Raw genomic sequence first — 21310 nt, 5'->3', positions numbered from 1 at the left:
GCATTCCCCTGTGGGAGCGGGCTTGCTCGCGAAGCTTTTCAGCTTTTCAGCGGCTCTGAGCCTGCTCCACCAACCACCCCATCAACTCGCGTAATTTCGGCGAAGGCCCGGGTTTTTCCGGGAACACCAGGTAATACGCCAACCCGGTCTTCACCTTCAGTTCAAACGGCATGACCAGCCGCCCGGCGCTCAGGTCATCGCCAATCAACGACCAATCCCCAATCGCCACACCGGTCCCCTGGGACGCCATCGACATCGCCAGGTCCAGGGTTTCGAAGTGCTGGCCCTTACTGACATTGCTCAAGCGAATTTCCGCGCTGGCCAGCCAGGCTTTCCAGTCGCGCTCATCGCGGGTCGGGTGCAACAGCATGTGTTGTTCCAGATCCTCTGGCGCCTGCAACGGCACCGGTCCTTCGAGATACGGCCGCGAGCAGACGGGCGTCAGTTGCTCATCGAACAGCCGATGGGACTCCAGTGACGTCTCCGGCGGTACGCCATAAATCACCGCCGCATCGAACTGCTCGCGATGAAAATCCACACCGTGTTTCACCGTGGTGGTCAATTCCACCGGCACATCCGGCCGCTCCCTTTGCCACTGCACCAGGCGCGGCAAAAGCCAGCGCATCACGCAGGTCGGGGCCTTGAGTTGCAGGGTTTCGCGCTTCTCGCCGATCTGCTCCACCGCCTCGTCGATCAAGCCGAAAATCTGCTGCACCCGTGGCAGCCACTCCCGTCCTTCGGCGGTCAAGTCGAGGCCGCGGGCCTGGCGGATAAACAGTTCATAACCCAGATGTTCTTCCAGCCCGGCGATCTGCCGACTCACCGCGCCTTGGGTGATGTACAGCTGTTCGGCGGCCCGGGTGAAGTTGCAGCACTGCGCGGTGATCAGAAAAGTGTGCAGCGCCGGCAGGGGAGGCAATCGTTTCATTGGGATCCAAGGTATGACGTGAGGACATGGCTAGTATGACTTTTTATCCATTGTTGCGGCTATGTGTCGCCCGTTCCAATGAGGCCATCCCTGGACCTGCCCACGCATCATAAACACTGCGCAGGCCCGGCGTCTCAAACGAACAAAAAGGGCAAAGACATGGCGACGTGCGGCGAAGTATTGGTCAAGTTACTCGAAGATTACGGGGTCGAGCAGGTGTTCGGCATTCCCGGGGTTCATACCGTGGAGCTGTATCGCGGGCTGGCCCGTTCGAGCATCAACCACGTCACGCCGCGTCACGAACAGGGCGCCGGCTTCATGGCCGATGGTTATGCGCGCACCAGCGGCAAACCGGGTGTGTGCTTCATCATCACCGGCCCGGGCATGACCAACATCACCACCGCCATGGGCCAGGCTTACGCCGATTCGATCCCGATGCTGGTGATCTCCAGCGTGCAATCGCGCAGCCAGTTGGGCGGCGGTCGTGGCAAGCTCCACGAGCTGCCAAACCAGAGTGCGCTGGTCGGCGGCGTGGCGGCGTTCTCCCACACCCTGATGTCGGCAGCGGAATTGCCGGGCGTGCTGGCCCGTGCATTTGCACTGTTCCAGGCTGGCCGTCCACGTCCTGTGCATATCGAAATTCCACTGGACGTGCTGGTCGAAGAGGCCGATGACCTGCTCGCCAGTCTGCCAGTGAACATCGACCGCGCCGGCGCTTCTCCGAGTGCGATCAGCCGCATGACCGCGCTGCTGGCCGGCGCCAAGCGTCCACTGATTCTGGCCGGTGGCGGTGCCATCGATGCCGCCACCGAGTTGACGGAACTGGCCGAACTGCTGGACGCGCCAGTGGCCCTGACCATCAATGCCAAAGGCATGCTCCAATCCAATCACCCGTTGTTGATCGGTTCGACCCAAAGCCTGGTCGCGACCCGTGCCTTGGTGGCCGAGGCCGACGTGGTGTTGGCCATCGGCACCGAACTGGCCGAGACCGATTACGACGTCACCTTCGCCGGCGGTTTCGAGATCCCCGGCGTGCTGCTGCGTGTCGATATCGATCCCGACCAGACCGTGCGCAATTACCCGCCGAAAGTCGCCCTGGTGGCTGACTCGCGCAACGCCGCGCAAGCCTTGCTCAGTGAACTGTCCAAACACTCGCTGGCCGAGCGCCGCAACGATTGGGGCCAGGTCCGTGCCGCGCGTTTGCGCGAAGACCTCGCCGCCACTTGGGACGCCCCGACCCTGGCCCAGACCCGCTTCCTCGAAACCGTTTTGCATGAACTGCCGGACGCTGTGTTCGTCGGCGATTCGACCCAGCCGGTGTACACCGGCAATCTGACCTTCAACCCGGAACGCCCGCGTCGCTGGTTCAACTCGTCCACCGGTTACGGCACCCTCGGTTACGCCTTGCCGGCGGCAATCGGCGCCTGGCTCGGTGGCAGCGTTGAAAACGGCACGCGTCCTCCGGTGGTGTGCCTGATCGGTGACGGCGGCCTGCAATTCACCCTGCCGGAACTGGCCAGCGCCGTTGAAGCGCGCACCCCGGTGATCGTCCTGCTGTGGAATAACCAGGGCTACGAAGAGATCAAGAAATACATGGTCAACCGCGCCATCGAACCGGTCGGCGTGGACATCTACACCCCGGACTTCATCGGTGTGGCCAAGGCGCTGGGCTGTGCGGCTGAAGCGGTGAACGGTGTCGAGCAGCTGCGCAGCGCACTGCGTACCGCCGCCGACCGTCAGGGCCCGACCCTGATTGAAATCGATCAGACGTCGTGGATGAAGGCGGTGTCGAAATGAGCTTCCGCATGACTTTCCCAACGGCACTCGACGGCCTCTACATCAACGGCCAATGGTCGGCCGGCAACGAACATCTGCGTGTGATCAACCCGGCCACCGAAGCCTTGTTGACCACCGTGAATGGCGGCGATGAAAAAGCCGTCGATCAAGCCGTCACTGCCGCCACCCAGGCGTTCGGCGAATGGTCGAAAACCACCGGCACTGAGCGCGGCGCAATCCTGCGCAGAATCGCCGCAGGTGTTCAGGCCGGGCGTGACCACTTGATGAAGTTGCAATCGAGCAACAACGGCAAGCCGCTGTTCGAAGCCGCCATCGACGTCGATGACGTGATCGCGACGTTCGAGTATTACGCCGGTCTGGCCGAACGCCTCGATGCCCAGCAAGACAGCAACGTCGAGCTGCCCACCGACGATTTCAGCGCGCGTGTGCGCCGTGAACCGTGCGGCGTGGTAGGCCTGATCGTGCCGTGGAATTTCCCGATGGTCACCACCGCCTGGAAACTTGCTCCGGCGCTGGCTGCCGGCTGCTGCGTGGTGCTCAAACCGTCCGAAGTCACGCCGCTGTCGGAGCTGGAACTGGCCGCGATCATCGCTGAAGCAGGCTTGCCTGCTGGTGTGTTCAACCTGGTCTGTGGCACCGGTCTGGCCGTTGGCGCGCCGCTGTCGGCCGATCCGCGTATCGCCAAGATCTCCTTCACCGGCAGCAACGCGGTCGGCGTCCAGGTGATGCAACGCGCAGCGGAAACTGTGAAAGGCGTTAGCCTGGAACTGGGCGGCAAATCCTCGCTGCTGGTACTCGAGGACGCCGACATTTCACTGGCCGTGGAAGTGGCGTGCGGCGGCGGTTTCTTCAACGCCGGGCAAATGTGTTCCGCCACCAGCCGCGTGCTGGTCGCCGATGAACTGGCGGATGAATTTCTATCGAAACTGAAAATTCGCGCCGAAGCCATTCGCGTGGCCGACCCGTTCGACCCGAACGTGGAAATGGGTGCGCTGGTCAATCAGGCGCAATACCAGCGTGTGCTGGGCCACATCGATCGTGGTCTGAGTGCTGGCGCCAAGTTGATTTGCGGTGGCAATCGCCCGGCAGACCTGTCCCGCGGCTATTTTTTGCAGCCGACGATTTTCACTGAAGTGCCCCTCGACAGTGCGTTGTGGTGTGAAGAGATTTTCGGGCCGGTGATCTGCGTGCGCAGTTTCGCCTCCGAAACCGAAGCGATCGCCCTGGCCAACGACAGCCAGTTCGGTCTGGTGGCCAGCGTCGTCACCCGCGACACCGAAGCGGCGGATCGGGTCGCCAACGCCTTGCAGGCGGGGCTGGTGTGGATCAACGCGCCGCAAGTGATCTTCCCGCAGACTGCCTGGGGTGGCTACAAACAGAGCAGCATCGGCCGCGAATTGGGGCCGTGGGGCTTGCAGGCTTTTCAGGAAATCAAACACGTGATTCGCGCCGTCTGACGGCACGAAAAAGGTGAGTGCATGCCTCGTATCGAGGCATGCGCTGGTGTCATGGCTTCGATGAGTTTTTATCGATAGTCAGGTGTTTTGCACGACCTCAGGATGAACTCTCTGGTTCAGCCAAACCCCCGAAAATACGAGGGATAACGCTGATCCAACCGCGCGGATGCAACAGTTTCGACCTGCCTTATACCTACAAAAACAAAGGGAGTCCGTAATGGGCGAGCATGATCTGAACAGACGTCAATTCATCAAAACCGTGGGCGTGGCCTCGGTGGCAGCGGCGGCCATGAGCTTGCCCTTCGTCAAGGCCAATGCCAGCGACACGCGGTTCCAGGGCAAGACCCTGCGCCTGCTGACCTGGTCCGATGACACCGGCCTCGCGGCACTGCGCAACATCGCAGCCACCTTCGAAGACAAATACGGTTGCAAGGTCATCGCTGACCGTACCGGCAGTACTTCGGAAATGGTCGCCAAACTCAAGGCAGCCGGCGATCGTCCGCAGTACGACATCATCACCCTGGCCGGCGTTGGCGCCGAAGGCCTGGCCGCCGCCAACCTGCTGGAAAAACCCGACCTCAACCGCATTCCCAACCTGGTCGACGTGCCGGAGAAATACCGCACCGGCGCCAATGGTCACGGCATCGGTTACCTGCTGTGGTGCAACAGCCTCGTCTACAGCACCCGCACCATCAAGGAAGCCCCGGACAGTTACGCCGCCCTGTGGGACGCCGAGCTGTCGCCGAACATCTTCCTGCCGCCGCCGAACTGGACCGAAGCGATGGACCTGATCATCATCGCCGCCAAACTGGCCGGTGGTGACGAACACAACATCGAGCCGGGTTTCAAGAAACTCGCCGAGCTGAAAGATCGTGTGGTGACCCTGGGCGAAAACCCGAACCAGATCGCCGAGCTGTTCCGCACCGGCTCCCTGGACATGGGCGGCTTGTACGCTCCAGCGTTTTTCCCGAAACAGATCCGCGACCCGGCCTACGGCCTGGGCGCCACGTTCGGCATGAAGGAAGGTTTCTACACCGACCTGATGCTCTCGGTGATGCCGAAGAATCGTCCAGGCGATACCGATCTGGTCTACGCCTTCATCAACCACTCTCTGGACCCGCTGGTGCAGGGCAAGATGGCCGAGGACATCTACAACGGTCCGGTCAACGCCAAGGCGATCATCTCCGCCGAAGCGCGCAAGAGCCCGTACATCCTCACGCCGGAGCAGATTGCCGAGAAAGCGATCATGCACGACAACGCCTTCCTGGCCTCCGTGCATGACCAATGGATTCGTCGCTACACGGAAATCTTTTCTTCCTGATCGAGTGGCGAACACAAATCTTCAGAACACTGCAAGCCCCTGTGGGAACTAGCCTGCTAGCGATTGCGGTCTGACATTCAGCATTGATGTCGACTGACGGATCGCTATCGCTAGCAGGCTAGCTCCCACAAGGGGCCAAGGTGATTTCGAGACTTGTGTCTGTCAGCTGCTTTCCATTGACGAGACCCTTGCTATGGAACACCAACCTCTGACTCATCCGGTCGCCACCGCTCCCGTGCGCACCAATCGGGGTGTTTCGCCGACGACGCGTGCGTGGTTTTTCCTGTCGCCGTCGATGCTGTTTCTGGGCGTATTGATTGCCGCCAGCCTCCTGGTTCTGCGCATGAGCGTGGGCACCAAGGGCGCGGAGTGGACCGGGTTCAGCCTGGCCAGTTACGCCCAATTGCTGGAACCGTATTACCTCAAATCCTTGCTGCTGACCCTGCGTCTGGCGCTGATCAGCGCAGTGATCGCGGTGGTGCTGGCGATCCCGGTGGCCTACACCATGTCGCGCCTGACCTCGCCGTTCGTGCGACGGATCTTCCTCGCGGCGGTGCTGCTGCCGTTGCTGGTCAACCTGCTGCTGCAAAGCTACGGCTGGCTGGTGATTCTCGGCCCGGGCGGGATGCTCAATCAGGCACTGATGGGCCTGGGCCTGATCAAGCGCCCGATCATGCTGCTGTACAACCAGAACGGCGTATTGATGGGCCTGGTGCAAACCGCCTTCCCGCTGGCCGTGCTGCCGATTGCCAGCGCCATGCGCGGCGTTGCGCGGACTTACGAAGAAGCTGCCGCCACCCTCGGTGCGAGTCGCTTCCAGGTGTTCCGCCAAGTGGTGTTGCCGATGAGCATGCCGGGGATTATCACCGGCGCGACCCTGGTGTTCGCCTATAACGCCAGCAGCTTTGTGGTGCCGTTGCTGCTCGGTGGCCGGCGCGTGCCGATGCTGGCGGTGATGGTGCATGACCAGATCGCCCCGCTGATGAACTGGCCCGCCGCGTCCGCTGCCGGTGTGGTGCTGATCGTCACCACGCTCGCGATCATGACCTTGTCCGAATTCATCACTGGCCGTCGTCGGCGCATGCTGGAGGCTTCCCAATGAGCACGTTGACCAAAAAACGTTATGGCCTGCTGCCCGGGGAGACCGGCAAGTTAGCCGGCATCCTCTCGGGCTTCATCCTGCTGCTGGCGGTGTTGCCGATCCTGACCATGATCGTCATGTCGTTCAGCGGTGCGTCGAACCTCGACTTCCCGCCGAGCAGCTACAGCCTGCAATGGTACAAAGCCGCCTGGCACACCTTCGTATCGCCGGATTCCAGCGATGTGCTGAGCCTGGGCAAAGCCATGACCACCAGCCTGATGGTGGCGTGCCTGACCATGGTCTTCGCGACGATTGTGGCGGTGCCGGCGGCGTACGCGCTGACCCGTTGCGAATTCCGCGGCAAAGCCGTGGCGCTGCAACTGATGTCGCTGCCGCTGGTGTTTCCGATGGTGGTGTTGGGCCTGGCGTTGCTGCTGGTGTTCGACAGCCTGCCGTTCCAGATGACCACCTCGCGCCTGGTGATTGCCCACGTGATCCTGGCACTGCCGTTCGTGGTGAAAAACTGCACCGCGGCGATGCTCTCCATCGGCAGCGAAGTCGAAGAAGCCGCGCAAATGCTCGGCGCTTCACCGCTGCGGGCGATTATCGATGTGGTGGTGCCGTTGATGAAGTCGGGGATTCTGGCGGGCATGCTGCTGGCGTTCATCGTCTCGTTCAACGAATTCACCGTGACCTATTTTCTCTACACCATCGACGTGATGACCGTGCCGATCTGGATGTACAGCCGCACTGTGTCTTCGCTCGACCCCACCGTATTTTCGTTTGCCGTGCTGATCGTGCTGATCGACTTCGTCCTGATCTGGGCGCTGGAGAAGCTGGTCGGTGAAGGTGGCGTTTCGTTCTGATTCTTGAGGTGCAACATGACTGGTCTGATTCTGGAAAACGTCGAGAAACATTACGGCTCGGCCTGCGCGGTAAAGGATGTGAACCTGCATTTGCCGGAAGGCAAACTGGTGTGTTTCCTCGGCCCGTCGGGCTGCGGCAAAACCACGTTGCTGCGGATGATTGCCGGCCTCGAAACTCTCAGTGGCGGCGAGATTCGCCTGGACGGTGAAGACATCGGTCACACCCCGGCGCATCAGCGCAATTTCGGCATGGTGTTCCAGTCGCTGGCGCTGTTTCCGCACATGACGGTGGGGGAGAACATCGCTTATCCGCTGAAACTGCGCGGGGTCAGCAAGGCTGACCAGCAGGCGCGGGTGGTGGAGTTGCTGGAGCTGATTCAACTGAGCGAGATGATTGATCGCCCGGTGGCGAAGCTGTCTGGCGGTCAACGCCAGCGCGTGGCGATTGCCCGGGCGATTGCCAACCACCCGAAAATCCTCTTGCTGGATGAACCGCTGTCGGCGCTCGATGCCAAGCTGCGTGAGTCGATGCAGGTGGAAATCCGTCAGCTGCAACAGCGCCTGAACATCACCACGATCATGGTGACCCACGATCAGCGTGAGGCGATGACCATGGCCGATATCGTGGTGGTGCTGGGTGAGCATCGGGTGCAGCAAGTGGGCACGCCGATTGAAATTTATCGGCACCCGGCCAATGAATTTGTCGCGGACTTTATCGGCTCGGGCAACATCTTCCCGGCCACCGCACTGGGCAACGGCAAGGTGGGACTGCCCGGTGGCGATGCGCTGGAAGTGCCGATCTGCAGAAGCATTGTGGTCGGTGAGAAGGTGAAGATGCTGATTCGCCCAGAGGACCTGCAACTGTCGCATCCGCAGGCGACGGCGGGAAACCGGTTGCTCGGTACGGTGACGTTCGTGCGCGATATCGGCGCGACGATTGAAACGACGGTGGAGTGTTCCGGGGTGTCGTTTACGGCGTTGAGTACGCCGTGTCAGGGGTTTGGGTTGAGCATTGGCAACCCGGTGTCGGTGACATTGCCGGCCGAGGCTTGCCGAGTACTCGGCGCCTAATCCAGATTTGATGTCGGCCTTACTGGCCCCATCGCTGGCAGGCCAGCTCCCACAGGTTACATCGGTGTTCACTTGATTGTGTGAGCACTCACAATCCCTGTGGGAGCTGGCCTGCCAGCGATGAGGCCATCAGTTACACCCTCAAGGCTGAATCAGACGCTCAACCGCAACCGCGCCAAATCCCTTAACGGCGGCGCCCCAAACAACCGGCTATATTCCCGGCTGAACTGCGAAGGACTTTCATACCCCACCCGATACCCCGCCGCCGATGCCTCCAACCCTTCGGCCAGCATCAACCGCCGCGCTTCCTGCAAGCGCAGCTGTTTCTGATACTGCAACGGACTCATCGCCGTCATCGCCTTGAACCGGTGATGCAACGTCGACACGCTCAGGTTCACCTCCTTCGCCAGATCATCGATGCGCAGCGGTTGCTCATAATTGCCGTTGAGCCACTTGATCGCCTGGCTGATGCGGTGGCTCTGGCTGTTGGCGATCGCGATTTCGTATAACCGATGCCCCTGCTGACTGCGCAACAACCGATAAAGAATCTCCCGACGAATCAGCGGCGCGAGCATGGCGATGTCTTTCGGCGCATCGAGCAGGCGCGCCAGACGCAGCACGGCGTCGAGCATCGCCGTATCGATCCGTTCGACATACAAGCCGCGCCCGGTTGGACGTGTGGGGACGCCGAGAGGGCCGGCGTCGGCAATCAGTGCAGTGATTTCTGCTGGATCAATGTCCAGTCGCACCGCGAGAATCGGTTCTTCAGACGTGACATTCACCACTCGTCCGCTCAAGGGCATCGAGACCGACACCACCAGGTAATTCAGCGGATCGTAATTGAAGTATTCGTCGGCCAGCCTGACCTCTTTACGGCCCTGCGCCATGATGCACAGCGCCGGTTGGGCCAGCACCGGGGCAAAGTCATGGGACTGGCTGTGTTTGGACATGAACAGCGAACCGACGGCAGTGGCATAAGTGCCATCTTCCATCGTGTTGCGACGGATGATAGCGGCCAGTTCCGCGCGCTGTTTCTCCATGTCGGCATCCAGCGGGGCTTGAAAGTGATCGAGCGACGACATGCAAGGCATCCTCGGCGGTGCGTTGGTAATGGGGCGAGCTTAAGTTTGTGCAAGACGATGCGGTAGACACATCCTGCCTCAAGCTTGCCTGATTCTGCATCGAGTGGATCAGCGGTGCCTCTATGGCTGCTACAACCCGGGGAAACTTGCTTGAAAGCCGTGTTTCATCGTTTTGAGGAGTTTTACAGGTTGTTACAGGTTCATCGAAACGCCACGCAGGATTGTGCAAAAAGCCGGCAGGAATCGACTAACTGCACTTCCCCCTGCGCGCTTAACCTTTGATCCTGTCGCAGCCCGTCCCACGGCTGCCACTCGAGTACCTGGGAGGGTTGAACATGTCTACGCAGATCCCCGTCAGTCATATGGCTTTTGTCCGTGCCCGCGCCGGGCGTTCGGCGGAACTCGGTGCGCGCCTGAGCGCCTTGATCGAGCCATCCCGCAGCGCACCGGGTTGCCTGAGTTTTTCCCTGCAGCATTCGCAAGTCGATCCGGAGTTGTGGCTGGTGTCCGGTTTCTGGACCCACCAACAAGCGATGACCGCCTACTTCAGTACCCCGGCGATGGAGATTTTCGCCGAGCTGGTGCAGGAACTGGTGGTCAACAGCCTGGATTTTCATACCTTCAAGGACGTGTCGGCCGACCAGGCGCGGGGCCAGTCTCGGTCGTGGGTACACAAAATGGCGGGTTGAGGGTTTAATGGCTCCATTCTCAATCAGCCAGGATCCGCGACATGGCACGTAAAGCCTTTGAAACCTTCGAAGCCGTATCCGCCGTAGTGCCGGCCGAAGGCGGTTATCACGCCGCAATCGCTGTTAAAGCACTGGGTGGCTCAGGTGCACCGCGTTTTCACAAGATTCTCGACGATCAGGTCTTCAAGACCGCCCACGACGCCGATGAAGCCGCTGCGCTGAAGCTGACCAGCCTCAAGAATGTCAGCGACGACGCCGAACTCGTCTGGTAATTACTTGACCGCCCCCGGGCGGAACATCTTGAACAATGCCTCAGGCCCCAGCTGAAAGTAATCCGCTGGCCCGCCGCCGCGCAGAATCGGCTCTGCCGCGGCGGTGTCGTACACCCCGTCCTTCAACAGCCACTTGGCGATATGCACGGCGACCACTTCGCCCAGAATCAGCCAGCTCGGCACCACGTTCCCGTCCGCCCGCTGCAACTGAATGATCTGCGTGACCTTGCACTCGAACGACACCGGGCTTTCGGCGACGCGCGGCACCTGAATGATTTCCGAGGCGACCGGGGTCAGGCCAGACAGCTCGAACTCGTTGACCTCGGGCGGGACCATCGCGCAACTCTGGTTCATCTGCTCGGCCAGCGGGCGCGTGGCCAGGTTCCAGGCGAATTCGCCGGTCTGCTCGATGTTGTTCAGGCTGTCTTTGCGCCCGACGCTGGAAAAACCAATGATCGGCGGAATGTAGTTGAAGGCATTGAAGAAGCTGTAAGGCGCCAGGTTCAAGCGGCCGTTGGCGTCCTGGGAGGAAATCCAGCCGATGGGGCGGGGGCCGACGATGGCGTTGAACGGGTCATGCGGCAGGCCGTGGCCGTTGGCGGGTTCGTAGAAGTGGATGTCGTCGGGCATGGCATACATTCCGGGAGGATCGGGAGGCAGTCATGGTGCAAGGACGAACGGATAATTTCCAGCGATGAGATTCAAATGTGGGAGCGAGCCTGCTCGCGATAGCGGTGTGTCAGTCAGCCAATTTGTTGCTGATACGCCGCTATCGCGAGCAGGCTCGCTCCCACAGGGTTTTGTGTCGGTTGCAAAGAAAAGGGGCAGACCCGTGAAGGTCTGCCCCTGTTTTATTGCGCGAGCCGAATCAGTCCGTCTCGATCCGCGAATGCTTGCGGGTGTCTTTCATGGTGATGTACACCAGCAACGACACGGCAATACACGCGGTCACGTACCAGTAGTAACCGGTTTCCATGCCGATGCTCTTGAACCACAGCGCGATGTATTCAGCGGTGCCGCCGAAGATCGACACGGTCAGTGCGTACGGCAGGCCGACGCCCAGAGCACGAATCTCGGTCGGGAACAGTTCGGCTTTCACCACGGCGTTGATCGAGGTGTAGCCGCTGACGATGATCAGCGCTGCCATGATCAGGAAGAACGCGCCCCACCAGGATTGAATGGTGTGCAGGGTGGTCAGGATCGGCACGGTGAACAGCGTCCCGAGCACACCGAAGGCAATCAGGATCGGACGACGACCGACTTTATCCGACAGCCCGCCGATGATCGGTTGCAGGCACATGAACAGGAACAGCGTGGCGGCGGAAATGGTGGTGGAGTCGGAGATGCTCATGCCGACGGTGTTCACCAGGTATTTCTGCATGTAGGTGGTGTAGGTGTAGAACGCCAGGGTGCCGCCCATGGTCAGGCCGACCACGGTCATCAGTTCCTTGGGATGGCGCATCAAGGTGCGCATCGCGCTTTCCTTGGCTTTCTCTTTCTTGGTGAACGACTCGGTTTCTTCCATGCCACGACGCAGGTAGAGCGCGACCACGGCACACAGCGCACCGATGGCGAACGGGATGCGCCAGCCCCAGGCGTACAGCTCTTCAGTAGTCAGGGTCTGTTGCAGCACGATCAGCACTGCCAAAGCGATGAGCTGGCCGGAGATCAGGGTCACGTACTGGAAGCTGGAGTAGAAGCCGCGACGGTCCTTGGTCGCCATTTCGCTGAGGTAGGTGGCCGAGGTGCCGTACTCGCCACCGACCGACAGGCCTTGCAGCAGGCGGGCGAAAATCAGCAGGATCGGTGCGCCGATGCCGATGGTTTCATAGCCCGGGCTCAGTGCGATCAGCAGCGAGCCGAAACACATCAGATACACCGAAGCCATCAGTGCTTTCTTGCGACCAGCCTTGTCGGCATACAGGCCCATCAGCCAGCCACCGATCGGGCGCATCAGGAAGCCCACGGCGAAGATCGCGGCAGTGTTCAGCAGTTGGGCGGTGGTGTCGCCTTTGGGGAAGAAGGCTTTGGCGAAATACAGGGAGAAGGCAGCGTAGACGTACCAGTCGTACCACTCGACCATGTTGCCGACAGAGCCGCTGAAGATCGACTTGATGCGACTGGCGGTGGTTCTTTCTTTGGCGGGCACGGCAGCCGACCCAAGGGGCAGGGCGTTGGAGTTATCCATTGAAGGATCCTTCGTTTAATTGTTTTTGTGGAGCGCGTTGAAACGCAGCCTGCTGGGGCTATAGCAGGAGGTGTGCCAAGGGGAGGAGGGCCGGACTAGAGGGGTTTTGACCGTTGAATGAGCGGAAATCCGCTCATTCTGGATTGGGAGTGAGCGGAAAATTGCTTACTGGTTGCGAGATGTGTTGTCCATGAATGCCTCATCGCGAGCAGGCTCGCTCCCACAGGAGACTGGTGTACACCGTTCAAATGTGGGAGCGAGCCTGCTCGCGATGGGGCCAGTCCATGCACTGAAAATTCAGCTGTCTTGCAGGAACATCTCCCGCGTCAGCCCATGCCGCTGCAGCTTTTCATTGAAGGTCCGGCGCGGCAGTTGCAGCTCTTCCAGCACCGCTTTCACATCGCCTTTATGCCGGGTCAACGCCGCTCGCAGGCAATGCGCTTCGAACGCTTCCGCCTGCGCCGCCAGCGACTGCCCGGGATCGATGCCCGCAGGTGTCGGCTCGCCCAGCCCCAGCACCTGCCGTTCGGCAACGTTCGCCAATTCACGCACATTGCCCGGCCAGTCGTGGTTCAGCAGATGGCTCAACTGCGGGCCGCTCAACGGTGGAAAAGTCCGCCCCAGGCGCTCAGCGGCATTTTGCGCGAACGACTCGAACAACAACGGAATGTCTTCACGCCGTTCGCGCAACGGCGGCAGGCGCAATTCAGCGACGTTCAACCGATAGGCCAAATCCTCGCGAAAACGCCCCGCCCGCGCTTCATCCAGCAGATCCGGTTTGGTCGCGGCGATGATCCGCAAATCCACGCGAATGCTCTGATTCGACCCCAATCGCTCAAGCTTCTGCTCCTGCAACACCCGCAGCAATTTCACTTGCTGGGCCAGCGGCATGCTTTCGATTTCATCGAGAAACAGCGTGCCGCCATCGGCGTATTCGAGTTTGCCGATACGTTTGCCCGAAGCCCCGGTGAACGCGCCGCTCTCATGACCAAACAGCTCAGCTTCGAACAGCTGCTCGGGAATCGCCGCGCAATTGAGCGCCACAAACGGCTTGTCCGCGCGCGGCCCGAAGTCGTGCAGGCAGCGGGCGACCAGCTCTTTGCCGCTGCCGGTTTCACCCCGGATCAGCACATTGACCGGCAACGCCGCCAGATCCAGCACCTGTCGGCGCAAGGTCTGCAAACCACGAGAAACGCCCAACAGTGTCGCGTCGAGTTTGGCGCGGTTATCGGCCAGCTCATGCAGTGCGCGGTTTTCCAGCACCAGCCGGCGCTTGTCCAAAGCGCGGCGCAAACTGCTCATCAGCGTTTCCGGGCTGAAGGGTTTTTCCAGGAAGTCATAGGCGCCGTCGCGCATCGCTTCGACCGCCATCGGCACATCGCCGTGGCCGGTCAGCAGAATCACCGGCAAGTCGGCATCGCGGCGCTGAATCTCAGCCAGCAACTCCAGCCCGGTCATGCCGGGCATGCGCACGTCGCTCAGGATCACGCCGGGGAAATGACTGGGCAACTGCGCCAGGCACTCATCGGCGCGGCTGAACAGCTGCACCTCGAAACCCGACAGGCTCAGCCATTGTTCAACGGCGCTGCGAATGCTGCTTTCGTCGTCGACCACCATCACTGAGTTCAGCATGGGCCGTGGGCCTCCTGGTCGATGGGTAAAGTCAAGGTGAACACGGCGCCGTTGGCGTGATTGTCGGCACTCAGGCGTCCGCCCGATTCGTGAACGATGGCAAACGATACCGCCAAGCCAAGCCCCAAACCATCACCCACCGGTTTGGTGGTGAAGAACGGGTCAAACACGTTCGCCAGATGCTCTTCGGCGATGCCGCCACCGTTGTCGGTGACGGTCAGGCGCCACAGTTGTTCGTCGGCTTCGAGGCGGATTTCCAGGCGTTTGCAGGGTTTGTCCTGCATCGCGTCCAAGGCATTGCGCAGCAGATTGATCAGCACCTGTTCCAGGCGAATCGCATCGCCACGCACCCACGCCGGACGCGTCAGGTGCAACACGGTGCTGACCTGCTCGTCACGCAAACGGGCGTCGAGCAACTGCAGCGACTGGTCGACCACGGCCGCCAGATCCAGGCGTTCGCGCAAACCGCTGGGGCTTTTACGGGCGAAGGTTTTCAGGTGGCCGGTGAGGGCGGCCATGCGCGTGAGCATGTCGTCCACCGGTTTCAGCGCCTTGTAAGCGTCATCGACCCGGCCGTGATCGAGCAGCAGCCTCAGAGTCGCAAGCTGCATGCGCTGGGCGGTCAGCGGTTGATTGATTTCATGGGCGAGGGCGGCCGACATCTGCCCGAGGGCCGCGAGTTTGGCCGATTGCACCAGACCGTCCTGAGCGGTGCGCAGGTCGCGGGTGCGTTCTTCCACCAATTGTTCGAGTTCTTCACGGCTGCGCTGGCGCATCTTCGCGAGGCGCCAGCGCTGATTGAGGAACAGCAGCAGAAACACCAGCGCCAGCCACAACCCGGCAGCGGCGAGCGCGGCGTTGCGGCTGTCTTCGAAGGCGACTTGCGGGCGGCGCAGCAGGTGCAAGGTCCAGCCTTCCGTGCTCAGCGGCAGGGATTCCCACAGATAGTTCGCCGTGCCGTCAGGACCGACGACCCGCGCCAGATCGCTGTTGTCGTCAAAGCGCTGCAGCGATTGATAGTCCAGCGGTGTCAGCGGTTGTTTGTCGTATTGACGGGTGACCTTGAGCTCGGCGTGATCGCTGTCGTTCAACGGTTTCAACAAGCGATAGCGCCAGCCCGGCTGGTTGGCGATAAAGATAATCCCGCGCGCATCGCTGACCAGCAGCGTGTCGCTGCCCTGACGCCATTCGCGCTCCAGTTCCGGGAACTCGAGTTTCACCACCATGGCGCCGAGAAACTCGCCGCTGTCGCTGGTCACCGCGCTGGACAGGAAATACCCCGGAATGCCGCTGGTGACGCCGACTGCGTAAAAACGCCCGGTGCCCTGGGTGCGGGTTTGGCTGAAGTAGGGGCGAAAACCGTAGTTGTGGCCGACATAGCTGCTGGGCAAACGCCAATTGCTGGCGGCCACGGCGAGGCCGGTGCGGTCGAGCAGTTCCAGGGTCGAGGACTGCGCGGCGCCGTTGATTTTTTCCAGTTTGCGGTTCAGCGCAAGTTGCTGCTCGGGACCCACTTCACCGTTCAGCGCGCCACGCAGCTCCGGGTCCAGCGCCAATACGGCGGGCAGGGCACGGTAGCGGTCGATCAGGGTGTGCAGCGAATTGGCGTACAAGGCCAATTGCTGGTTGGCGCGGGCGGCGTCTTCCACCAGTGCCTGGCGTTCGGTGTGACGCAGGGCAAAACCGGCGGCCAATGCGGCACCAGCAAGGATAAGGAGGGTGTATAGCGTTATGCGCAAAGAGCGAGAAGACTCAAGCATGCCGGGGATTACACAAGTGTGCGGAGGGCGCGAACCATATCACGACGGTGTTGAGCATTCCCACGCTGAAATCCACCACCTTTTAGACATAGATATATAAAACAAAAAAAGGCGGCAAGAGCATAGCTCCTGTCGCCTTTTATTTCGTCGTCGATGCGCTTATTGCACTTCGACCGCCAAGCTTTCACTGATCTTTTGCTGCCAGATGGCAGGACCGGTGATGTGAACCGACTCGCCCTTGCTGTCCACTGCAACAGTCACCGGCATGTCTTTCACGTCGAACTCGTAGATCGCTTCCATCCCCAGTTCGGCGAACGCCACCACGCGGGATTTCTTGATCGCTTGCGCCACCAGATAAGCCGCGCCGCCCACTGCCATTAGGTAAACGGCCTTATGGTCCTTGATCGCTTCGATTGCGGTCGGGCCGCGCTCGGATTTGCCGATCATGCCCAGCAGGCCAGTTTGCTCGAGGATCTGACGGGTGAACTTGTCCATCCGCGTCGCGGTGGTCGGACCGGCAGGGCCAACCACTTCTTCGCGCACCGGATCAACCGGGCCGACGTAGTAGATGAAGCGACCTTTGAGGTCTACCGGCAGGGTTTCACCCTTGTTCAGCATCTCGACCATGCGCTTGTGCGCGGCGTCGCGACCGGTGAGCATCTTGCCGTTGAGCAGGACGGTTTCGCCCGGCTTCCAGCTCTGCACGTCTTCCGGGGTCAGCGTGTCGAGGTTGACGCGACGAGCCGACGGGCCGGCTTCCCAGACGATTTCCGGGTAGGCGTCCAGCGGTGGCGCTTCCAAGGATGCCGGGCCGGAACCGTCGAGCACGAAGTGCGCGTGACGGGTGGCGGCGCAGTTCGGGATCATGCACACCGGCAACGAAGCGGCGTGGGTCGGGTAATCCATGATCTTCACATCGAGTACGGTGGTCAGGCCACCCAGGCCCTGGGCGCCGATGCCCAGTTGGTTGACCTTCTCGAACAGCTCCAGGCGCATTTCTTCGATACGGTTGGACGGGCCGCGCTTTTTCAGCTCGTGGATGTCGATGGATTCCATCAACACTTCCTTGGCCATGACGGCGGCTTTCTCGGCGGTGCCGCCGATGCCGATGCCGAGCATGCCCGGTGGGCACCAGCCGGCGCCCATTTCCGGAACGGTCTTCAACACCCAGTCGACGATCGAGTCGGACGGGTTGAGCATGGCCATTTTCGACTTGTTCTCGGAACCGCCGCCCTTGGCTGCCACGTCCACTTCCACGGTGTTACCCGGAACGATGGAGTAGTGGATAACGGCCGGGGTGTTGTCCTTGGTGTTTTTACGAGCGCCCGCCGGGTCGGCGAGGATCGAGGCACGCAGGACGTTTTCCGGCAGGTTGTAAGCCCGGCGCACGCCTTCGTTGATCATGTCGTCCAGGCCCATGGTGGCGCCATCCCAACGTACGTCCATGCCTACTCGCACGAACACGGTGACGATGCCGGTGTCCTGGCAGATCGGGCGGTGGCCGGTGGCACACATGCGCGAGTTGATCAGGATTTGCGCCATCGAGTCGCGAGCTGCCGGCGATTCTTCGCGCAGGTAGGCCTCGTGCATCGCCTGGATGAAGTCAACGGGGTGGTAATAGGAAATGAACTGCAGGGCGTCGGCAACGCTCTGAATCAGGTCGTCTTGCTTGATCACGGTCATGAGTCGCGCTCCTCTAAAAGACGGGAACATTCAATAAGGTGCTTGCAGCTTGGGTGCATCGGTCGGTTGCAAGCACCTTTCAAGGCACGCCGGGGCTGCTGGCGCGACGCTAAAAAGGCGCGGCAGTATACCGCGCCTCGATGGCGGGCACACCCGCCGACAGTCAATCGTTGGTCTTATAACGCCGCGATCCCTGTAGCAGCTGGCGAAGCCTGCGTTCGGCGGCGAAGCCGTCGTGAAATCGGTCACCTCGGTGTATCAGACAGACCATAAACACAGGTTTCACGACTGCCACGCAGCCGAACGCAGGCTTCGCCAGCTGCTACAAGGACCGTGGCAAGGACCAGGATCCAGGTAAAAACCGGACATGCTTTTGACGCCAGTTTTCTGCCCCGAAATTTGAATGGTCATTTAGCAGACACCCCACTAAAGTGGCATTCGGTCTGTAGAGTAGGACACTCGATCAGTCTCCTTTCGCACGGTGAGTCAACGATTGACCCATAACGCCATCCAACGGCTTTTACTCAAACGCTTTGCCCTCGCAGCCGGCACGTACGCCCTGGCTCTGGTCTTGCTGTGGCTGGCATTTTTCACCGGGCATTACGACGAACCCCTGACCAGCATGGCCATCGGCAGTGCGCTGGTGGTGATCTCTCAGGGGGCGTTGTTCGCGGTGTTTTACAGCGGCTGCAACCTGCGGTTTTCCGACCCGAGCCTGACCGAGGCGCAAGTGTTGATGGGCCTGGGTTGGCAGACGTGGCTGATCGCCAATCTGGATGAGGCACGCGGCGCGTTCCTGGTGTTCTACCTGTTGATCATGTTGTTCGGGCTGTTCCATCTTTCCCGTCGTGCGTTTGTGCGCTGTACGTTGCTGGTGTTTTTCAGTTTCAGCGCGATCACGCTGTGGGAGGGTTACCACTTCGAGTTGAACGACCCGGCGCTAGCTGCGTTGCAGGTGTGCGTGCTGTTTATCGTGCTGATCTGGCTGGAACTCTACGCCCGTTATGTTCAGGCTTCACGCCAGCGCATGCGTCAACGCCGGTTTGCCTTGCAGGCGCATCAGGACACCCTGCGCGGGATGATGCGCCAGCTCGAAGACCTGGTCGCCACCGACGAACTCACCGGGCTGTTCAACCGCCGGCATTTCCTGCGCCTGGCCTCCCGCGAGCTGAACGCGATGGAGGCGGGCGTGGTGCATGGCCTCGCGCTGATCGACCTCGACCATTTCAAGCGCATCAACGACGTTCACGGCCACGCTGCGGGCGATCAGGTGCTGCAAGCCTTTGCCGGCGTGGCCACCGCCTGCCTGCGCGAGGGCGATGTGCTGGCCCGTTATGGCGGCGAAGAATTCGTGCTGCTGTTGCCCGACTGCAACGCCGAACGACTGACCTCTTGTTGTGAGCGGCTGCGCATTGCCTTCACCGATGTCGAACTGATCGGCCTCAACGTCGCCCACCTCAGTTTATCCGCCGGCATGACCTTGCTGGAGCTGGGCGACGATCTCGACGACGCCTTGCAGCGGGCCGATCAGGCGCTGTACCGCGCCAAGCGTGACGGCCGCAATCGCTGCGCGGCGGCGTGGGAGAATGTCGATGCCTGAATTGCGTGTCGGCGAGCGTCACTGGTCGGTGGCGCCGGGTAGCAACTTGCTCGACGCCCTGAATCAGAATGGCGTGGCCGTGCCCTACAGTTGCCGCGCCGGCAGTTGCCATGCGTGCCTGGTGCAATGCGTCCAAGGATTGCCCGGCGACAACCGCCCCGATGCCTTGAGCGCTGAACAGCGTCAGCAAGGTTGGCGCCTGTCGTGTCAATGTCAGGTGGTCGAGGACTTGCAGGTGCATACCTTCGATCCACACGTCGACGGCCGCCCGGCGCAAGTCGCCGCCGTCGATTGGTTGAGCGCCAGCGTGTTGCGTCTGCGCCTGACCACCGAGCGGCCGTTGCGTTACAGCGCCGGGCAGCATCTGGTGTTGTGGGCCGGCAACGTGGCACGGCCTTACTCTTTGGCCAGCCTGCCGGAAGAAGACCGCTTTCTGGAATTCCACCTCGATTGCCGCCAGCCGGGAGAATTCAGCGACGCGGCCCGTCAGCTGAAAATCGGCGACCCGATTCGCCTCGGCGAACTGCGCGGCGGGGCGTTGCAATACGACCCGGACTGGAACACCCGGCCGCTGTGGCTGATGGCTGCCGGCACGGGGTTGGGGCCGTTGTTCGGTGTACTGCGCGAAGCGTTGCGTCAAGATCATCAAGGCGCCATCCGCGTCATTCACCTCGCCCATGATGCCAGCGAGCACTACTTGGCCAAACCCCTGCAAGCCATGTGCGATGTGCGTGAAAACCTCAGCGTCGAATTCTGGACCCCGGCCGAGTTGCCGCAGGCGTTGGCGCAACTGCGGCTTGTTTCCCGGCAAACCCTGGCCTTAGTCTGCGGAGCCCCCGACAGTGTCGACGCCTTTGCCCGGCGCTTGTACCTGGCCGGATTGCCGCGCAACCAACTGCTGGCGGATGTCTTTGTTCCCCGTGGTTGAGTGCTGATCGTTTAAACGACGCGAGACTCGCCATGACCGATGCCATCCAGCTTGAACGCGAACGCGGCCTGCTGACCCTGCGCCTGAACCGCCCCGACAAGAAAAACGCCCTGACCCGCGCCATGTACAGCCGTTTGGCCGAGGCGCTGAAACAGGCGGATGCCGATCCCGAAATCAACGCCGTACTGATCACCGGCAGCGCCGAGTGCTTCACCGCCGGCAACGACATCGCCGATTTCATCCAGCAACCGCCGGGCAACCTCGACAGCCCGGTGTTCCACTTCATGCTCAACCTGCTCGAATGCCGCAAACCGGTGATCGCCGCTGTGGCGGGCGCGGCGGTGGGGATAGGCACAACGATGTTGCTGCATTGCGATCTGGTGTATGTCAGTCGGGATGCTCGGTTGCGCATGCCGTTCGTGAACCTTGGGTTGTGCCCGGAGTTTGGTTCCAGCCTGATCCTGCCGCGACTGCTCGGGCACGCAAAAGCGGCGGAGTTGCTTCTTCTTGGCGAGCGCTTCAGCGGAGAACAGGCCGCCGCCTGGGGCATCGCCACCGAAGCGTTGGGCAGTGGCGAAGCGGCGCTGGCCAAGGCGCGGGAGATGGCGTTGCGGTTTGAGTCATTGCCATCGGAAGCAGTGCGGATCAGCAAGCAATTAATGAAAGCGCCGGACCGGGAACAGCTGCGCAAGGTGATCGAAGAAGAGGGTGCGTTGTTCACCCAGCGGTTGCGGTCGCCGGAAGCGATGGCGGCGTTGTCAGCTTTTATCAGCCGGCACTGAATAATGCGGTGACTGGACTTACGTCATCGCGAGCAGGCTCGCTCCCACATTGGATCTGTGGCGTTTCACAAATCCCCTGTGGGAGCGAGCCTGCTCGCGATGGGGCCAGCCCAAACAACACATCTTTCGGATCAAAAACCAAAAAGCCCCGCCATTCACATGGCAGGGCTTTT

At 61.1% G+C, this 21310-nt stretch carries 18 protein-coding genes; 11 read left to right on the top strand and 7 right to left on the bottom strand.

Annotated features, from left to right (window positions below; genetic code table 11):
* Positions 1 to 46 precede the first annotated feature (46 nt).
* Positions 47 to 928, bottom strand: a complete 882-nt coding sequence (locus tag ACA053_RS22820) for a LysR substrate-binding domain-containing protein (protein WP_497393766.1) — start codon at positions 926 to 928, stop codon at positions 47 to 49.
* Between the two features lie 159 nt (positions 929 to 1087).
* On the opposite strand from ACA053_RS22820, the gene ACA053_RS22815 reads away from it, so the two are divergent.
* The 6 genes from ACA053_RS22815 (at position 1088) to ACA053_RS22790 (ending at position 8521) form a co-directional block, all read left to right on the top strand.
* Entirely contained in the window at positions 1088 to 2725 is a 1638-nt protein-coding gene (locus tag ACA053_RS22815; RefSeq protein ID WP_497393765.1) for a 5-guanidino-2-oxopentanoate decarboxylase, read from the top strand.
* Positions 2726 to 2733: 8 nt separating this feature from the next.
* Positions 2734 to 4182 (top strand): aldehyde dehydrogenase family protein, encoded by a 1449-nt coding sequence (locus tag ACA053_RS22810; protein WP_497393764.1) that lies wholly within the window; start codon positions 2734 to 2736, stop codon positions 4180 to 4182.
* Between the two features lie 217 nt (positions 4183 to 4399).
* Positions 4400 to 5503 carry an extracellular solute-binding protein gene (locus ACA053_RS22805; protein WP_131063254.1) on the top strand — a complete coding sequence of 368 codons (1104 nt, stop codon included), beginning with the start codon at positions 4400 to 4402 and terminating at the stop codon, positions 5501 to 5503.
* 193 nt (positions 5504 to 5696) lie between these two features.
* Entirely contained in the window at positions 5697 to 6605 is a 909-nt protein-coding gene (locus tag ACA053_RS22800; protein ID WP_497393763.1) for an ABC transporter permease, read from the top strand.
* Positions 6602 to 7450 (top strand): ABC transporter permease, encoded by an 849-nt coding sequence (locus ACA053_RS22795; protein ID WP_497393762.1) that lies wholly within the window; start codon positions 6602 to 6604, stop codon positions 7448 to 7450. The genes ACA053_RS22800 and ACA053_RS22795 overlap by 4 nt, the downstream gene beginning before the upstream one ends.
* Before the next feature lie 15 nt (positions 7451 to 7465).
* Positions 7466 to 8521, top strand: a complete 1056-nt coding sequence (locus ACA053_RS22790) for an ABC transporter ATP-binding protein (protein WP_109634368.1) — start codon at positions 7466 to 7468, stop codon at positions 8519 to 8521.
* Positions 8522 to 8673: 152 nt separating this feature from the next.
* Here ACA053_RS22790 and ACA053_RS22785 read toward each other — a convergent pair whose 3' ends face one another.
* Positions 8674 to 9603, bottom strand: coding sequence for an AraC family transcriptional regulator (locus ACA053_RS22785; protein WP_497313295.1), 930 nt, complete (start codon positions 9601 to 9603; stop codon positions 8674 to 8676).
* 335 nt (positions 9604 to 9938) lie between these two features.
* Here ACA053_RS22785 and ACA053_RS22780 point away from each other — a divergent pair, with 335 nt between their 5' ends.
* Together ACA053_RS22780 and ACA053_RS22775 are read left to right on the top strand one after the other, a co-directional pair.
* Entirely contained in the window at positions 9939 to 10292 is a 354-nt protein-coding gene (locus tag ACA053_RS22780) for a putative quinol monooxygenase (RefSeq protein WP_497393761.1), read from the top strand.
* Between the two features lie 41 nt (positions 10293 to 10333).
* The gene (locus tag ACA053_RS22775) at positions 10334 to 10564 is read left to right on the top strand and encodes a hypothetical protein (protein WP_109634362.1); all 231 of its coding nucleotides are present in this window, start codon (positions 10334 to 10336) and stop codon (positions 10562 to 10564) included.
* On the opposite strand, the gene ACA053_RS22770 is transcribed toward ACA053_RS22775, so the two are convergent.
* From ACA053_RS22770 to ACA053_RS22750, 5 genes are all read right to left on the bottom strand, one after another.
* Entirely contained in the window at positions 10565 to 11194 is a 630-nt protein-coding gene (locus ACA053_RS22770) for a flavin reductase family protein (protein ID WP_497393760.1), read from the bottom strand. It abuts the gene before it with no gap.
* Positions 11195 to 11432: 238 nt separating this feature from the next.
* The gene (locus ACA053_RS22765; RefSeq protein WP_109634358.1) at positions 11433 to 12752 is read right to left on the bottom strand and encodes an MFS transporter; all 1320 of its coding nucleotides are present in this window, start codon (positions 12750 to 12752) and stop codon (positions 11433 to 11435) included.
* A 297-nt stretch (positions 12753 to 13049) separates the two neighbouring features.
* On the bottom strand, positions 13050 to 14384 hold the full coding sequence (locus tag ACA053_RS22760; RefSeq protein WP_497393759.1) for a sigma-54-dependent transcriptional regulator: 1335 nt from the start codon (positions 14382 to 14384) through the stop codon (positions 13050 to 13052).
* The gene (locus ACA053_RS22755) at positions 14378 to 16144 is read right to left on the bottom strand and encodes a sensor histidine kinase (RefSeq protein ID WP_497393758.1); all 1767 of its coding nucleotides are present in this window, start codon (positions 16142 to 16144) and stop codon (positions 14378 to 14380) included. The genes ACA053_RS22760 and ACA053_RS22755 overlap by 7 nt, the downstream gene beginning before the upstream one ends.
* A gap of 159 nt (positions 16145 to 16303) precedes the next feature.
* Positions 16304 to 17827 (bottom strand): fumarate hydratase, encoded by a 1524-nt coding sequence (locus ACA053_RS22750; RefSeq protein WP_109634353.1) that lies wholly within the window; start codon positions 17825 to 17827, stop codon positions 16304 to 16306.
* A 493-nt stretch (positions 17828 to 18320) separates the two neighbouring features.
* Between ACA053_RS22750 and ACA053_RS22745 the strand changes: the two genes are divergently transcribed.
* From ACA053_RS22745 to ACA053_RS22735, 3 genes are read left to right on the top strand one after another with little or no spacing between them, the layout of a single operon-like run.
* The gene (locus tag ACA053_RS22745) at positions 18321 to 19427 is read left to right on the top strand and encodes a GGDEF domain-containing protein (RefSeq protein ID WP_497393757.1); all 1107 of its coding nucleotides are present in this window, start codon (positions 18321 to 18323) and stop codon (positions 19425 to 19427) included.
* On the top strand, positions 19420 to 20355 hold the full coding sequence (locus ACA053_RS22740; protein ID WP_497393756.1) for an iron-sulfur-binding ferredoxin reductase: 936 nt from the start codon (positions 19420 to 19422) through the stop codon (positions 20353 to 20355). Before ACA053_RS22745 ends, ACA053_RS22740 begins: the two co-directional genes overlap by 8 nt.
* A 32-nt stretch (positions 20356 to 20387) precedes the next feature.
* A complete protein-coding gene (locus ACA053_RS22735; RefSeq protein WP_497393755.1) occupies positions 20388 to 21137 on the top strand; it encodes an enoyl-CoA hydratase-related protein in 750 nt (249 codons plus the stop codon).
* The last annotated feature ends 173 nt before the right edge of the window (positions 21138 to 21310 follow it).

This window comes from Pseudomonas sp. LBUM1672, assembly GCF_059695655.1.
Note: the sequence above shows the minus strand (reverse complement) of the source record. Positions and strands in the feature narration are given on the sequence as shown.

Excerpts from the sequence above, each read along its gene's own strand:
- ACA053_RS22820 (WP_497393766.1), bottom strand. The coding sequence starts at position 928 with ATGAAACGATTGCCTCCCCTGCCGGCGCTGCACACTTTTCTGATCACC.
- ACA053_RS22815 (WP_497393765.1), top strand. The coding sequence starts at position 1,088 with ATGGCGACGTGCGGCGAAGTATTGGTCAAGTTACTCGAAGATTACGGG.
- ACA053_RS22810 (WP_497393764.1), top strand. The coding sequence starts at position 2,734 with ATGACTTTCCCAACGGCACTCGACGGCCTCTACATCAACGGCCAATGG.
- ACA053_RS22805 (WP_131063254.1), top strand. The coding sequence starts at position 4,400 with ATGGGCGAGCATGATCTGAACAGACGTCAATTCATCAAAACCGTGGGC.
- ACA053_RS22800 (WP_497393763.1), top strand. The coding sequence starts at position 5,697 with ATGGAACACCAACCTCTGACTCATCCGGTCGCCACCGCTCCCGTGCGC.
- ACA053_RS22795 (WP_497393762.1), top strand. The coding sequence starts at position 6,602 with ATGAGCACGTTGACCAAAAAACGTTATGGCCTGCTGCCCGGGGAGACC.
- ACA053_RS22790 (WP_109634368.1), top strand. The coding sequence starts at position 7,466 with ATGACTGGTCTGATTCTGGAAAACGTCGAGAAACATTACGGCTCGGCC.
- ACA053_RS22785 (WP_497313295.1), bottom strand. The coding sequence starts at position 9,603 with ATGTCGTCGCTCGATCACTTTCAAGCCCCGCTGGATGCCGACATGGAG.
- ACA053_RS22780 (WP_497393761.1), top strand. The coding sequence starts at position 9,939 with ATGTCTACGCAGATCCCCGTCAGTCATATGGCTTTTGTCCGTGCCCGC.
- ACA053_RS22775 (WP_109634362.1), top strand. The coding sequence starts at position 10,334 with ATGGCACGTAAAGCCTTTGAAACCTTCGAAGCCGTATCCGCCGTAGTG.
- ACA053_RS22770 (WP_497393760.1), bottom strand. The coding sequence starts at position 11,194 with ATGCCCGACGACATCCACTTCTACGAACCCGCCAACGGCCACGGCCTG.
- ACA053_RS22765 (WP_109634358.1), bottom strand. The coding sequence starts at position 12,752 with ATGGATAACTCCAACGCCCTGCCCCTTGGGTCGGCTGCCGTGCCCGCC.
- ACA053_RS22760 (WP_497393759.1), bottom strand. The coding sequence starts at position 14,384 with ATGCTGAACTCAGTGATGGTGGTCGACGACGAAAGCAGCATTCGCAGC.
- ACA053_RS22755 (WP_497393758.1), bottom strand. The coding sequence starts at position 16,144 with ATGCTTGAGTCTTCTCGCTCTTTGCGCATAACGCTATACACCCTCCTT.
- ACA053_RS22750 (WP_109634353.1), bottom strand. The coding sequence starts at position 17,827 with ATGACCGTGATCAAGCAAGACGACCTGATTCAGAGCGTTGCCGACGCC.
- ACA053_RS22740 (WP_497393756.1), top strand. The coding sequence starts at position 19,420 with ATGCCTGAATTGCGTGTCGGCGAGCGTCACTGGTCGGTGGCGCCGGGT.
- ACA053_RS22735 (WP_497393755.1), top strand. The coding sequence starts at position 20,388 with ATGACCGATGCCATCCAGCTTGAACGCGAACGCGGCCTGCTGACCCTG.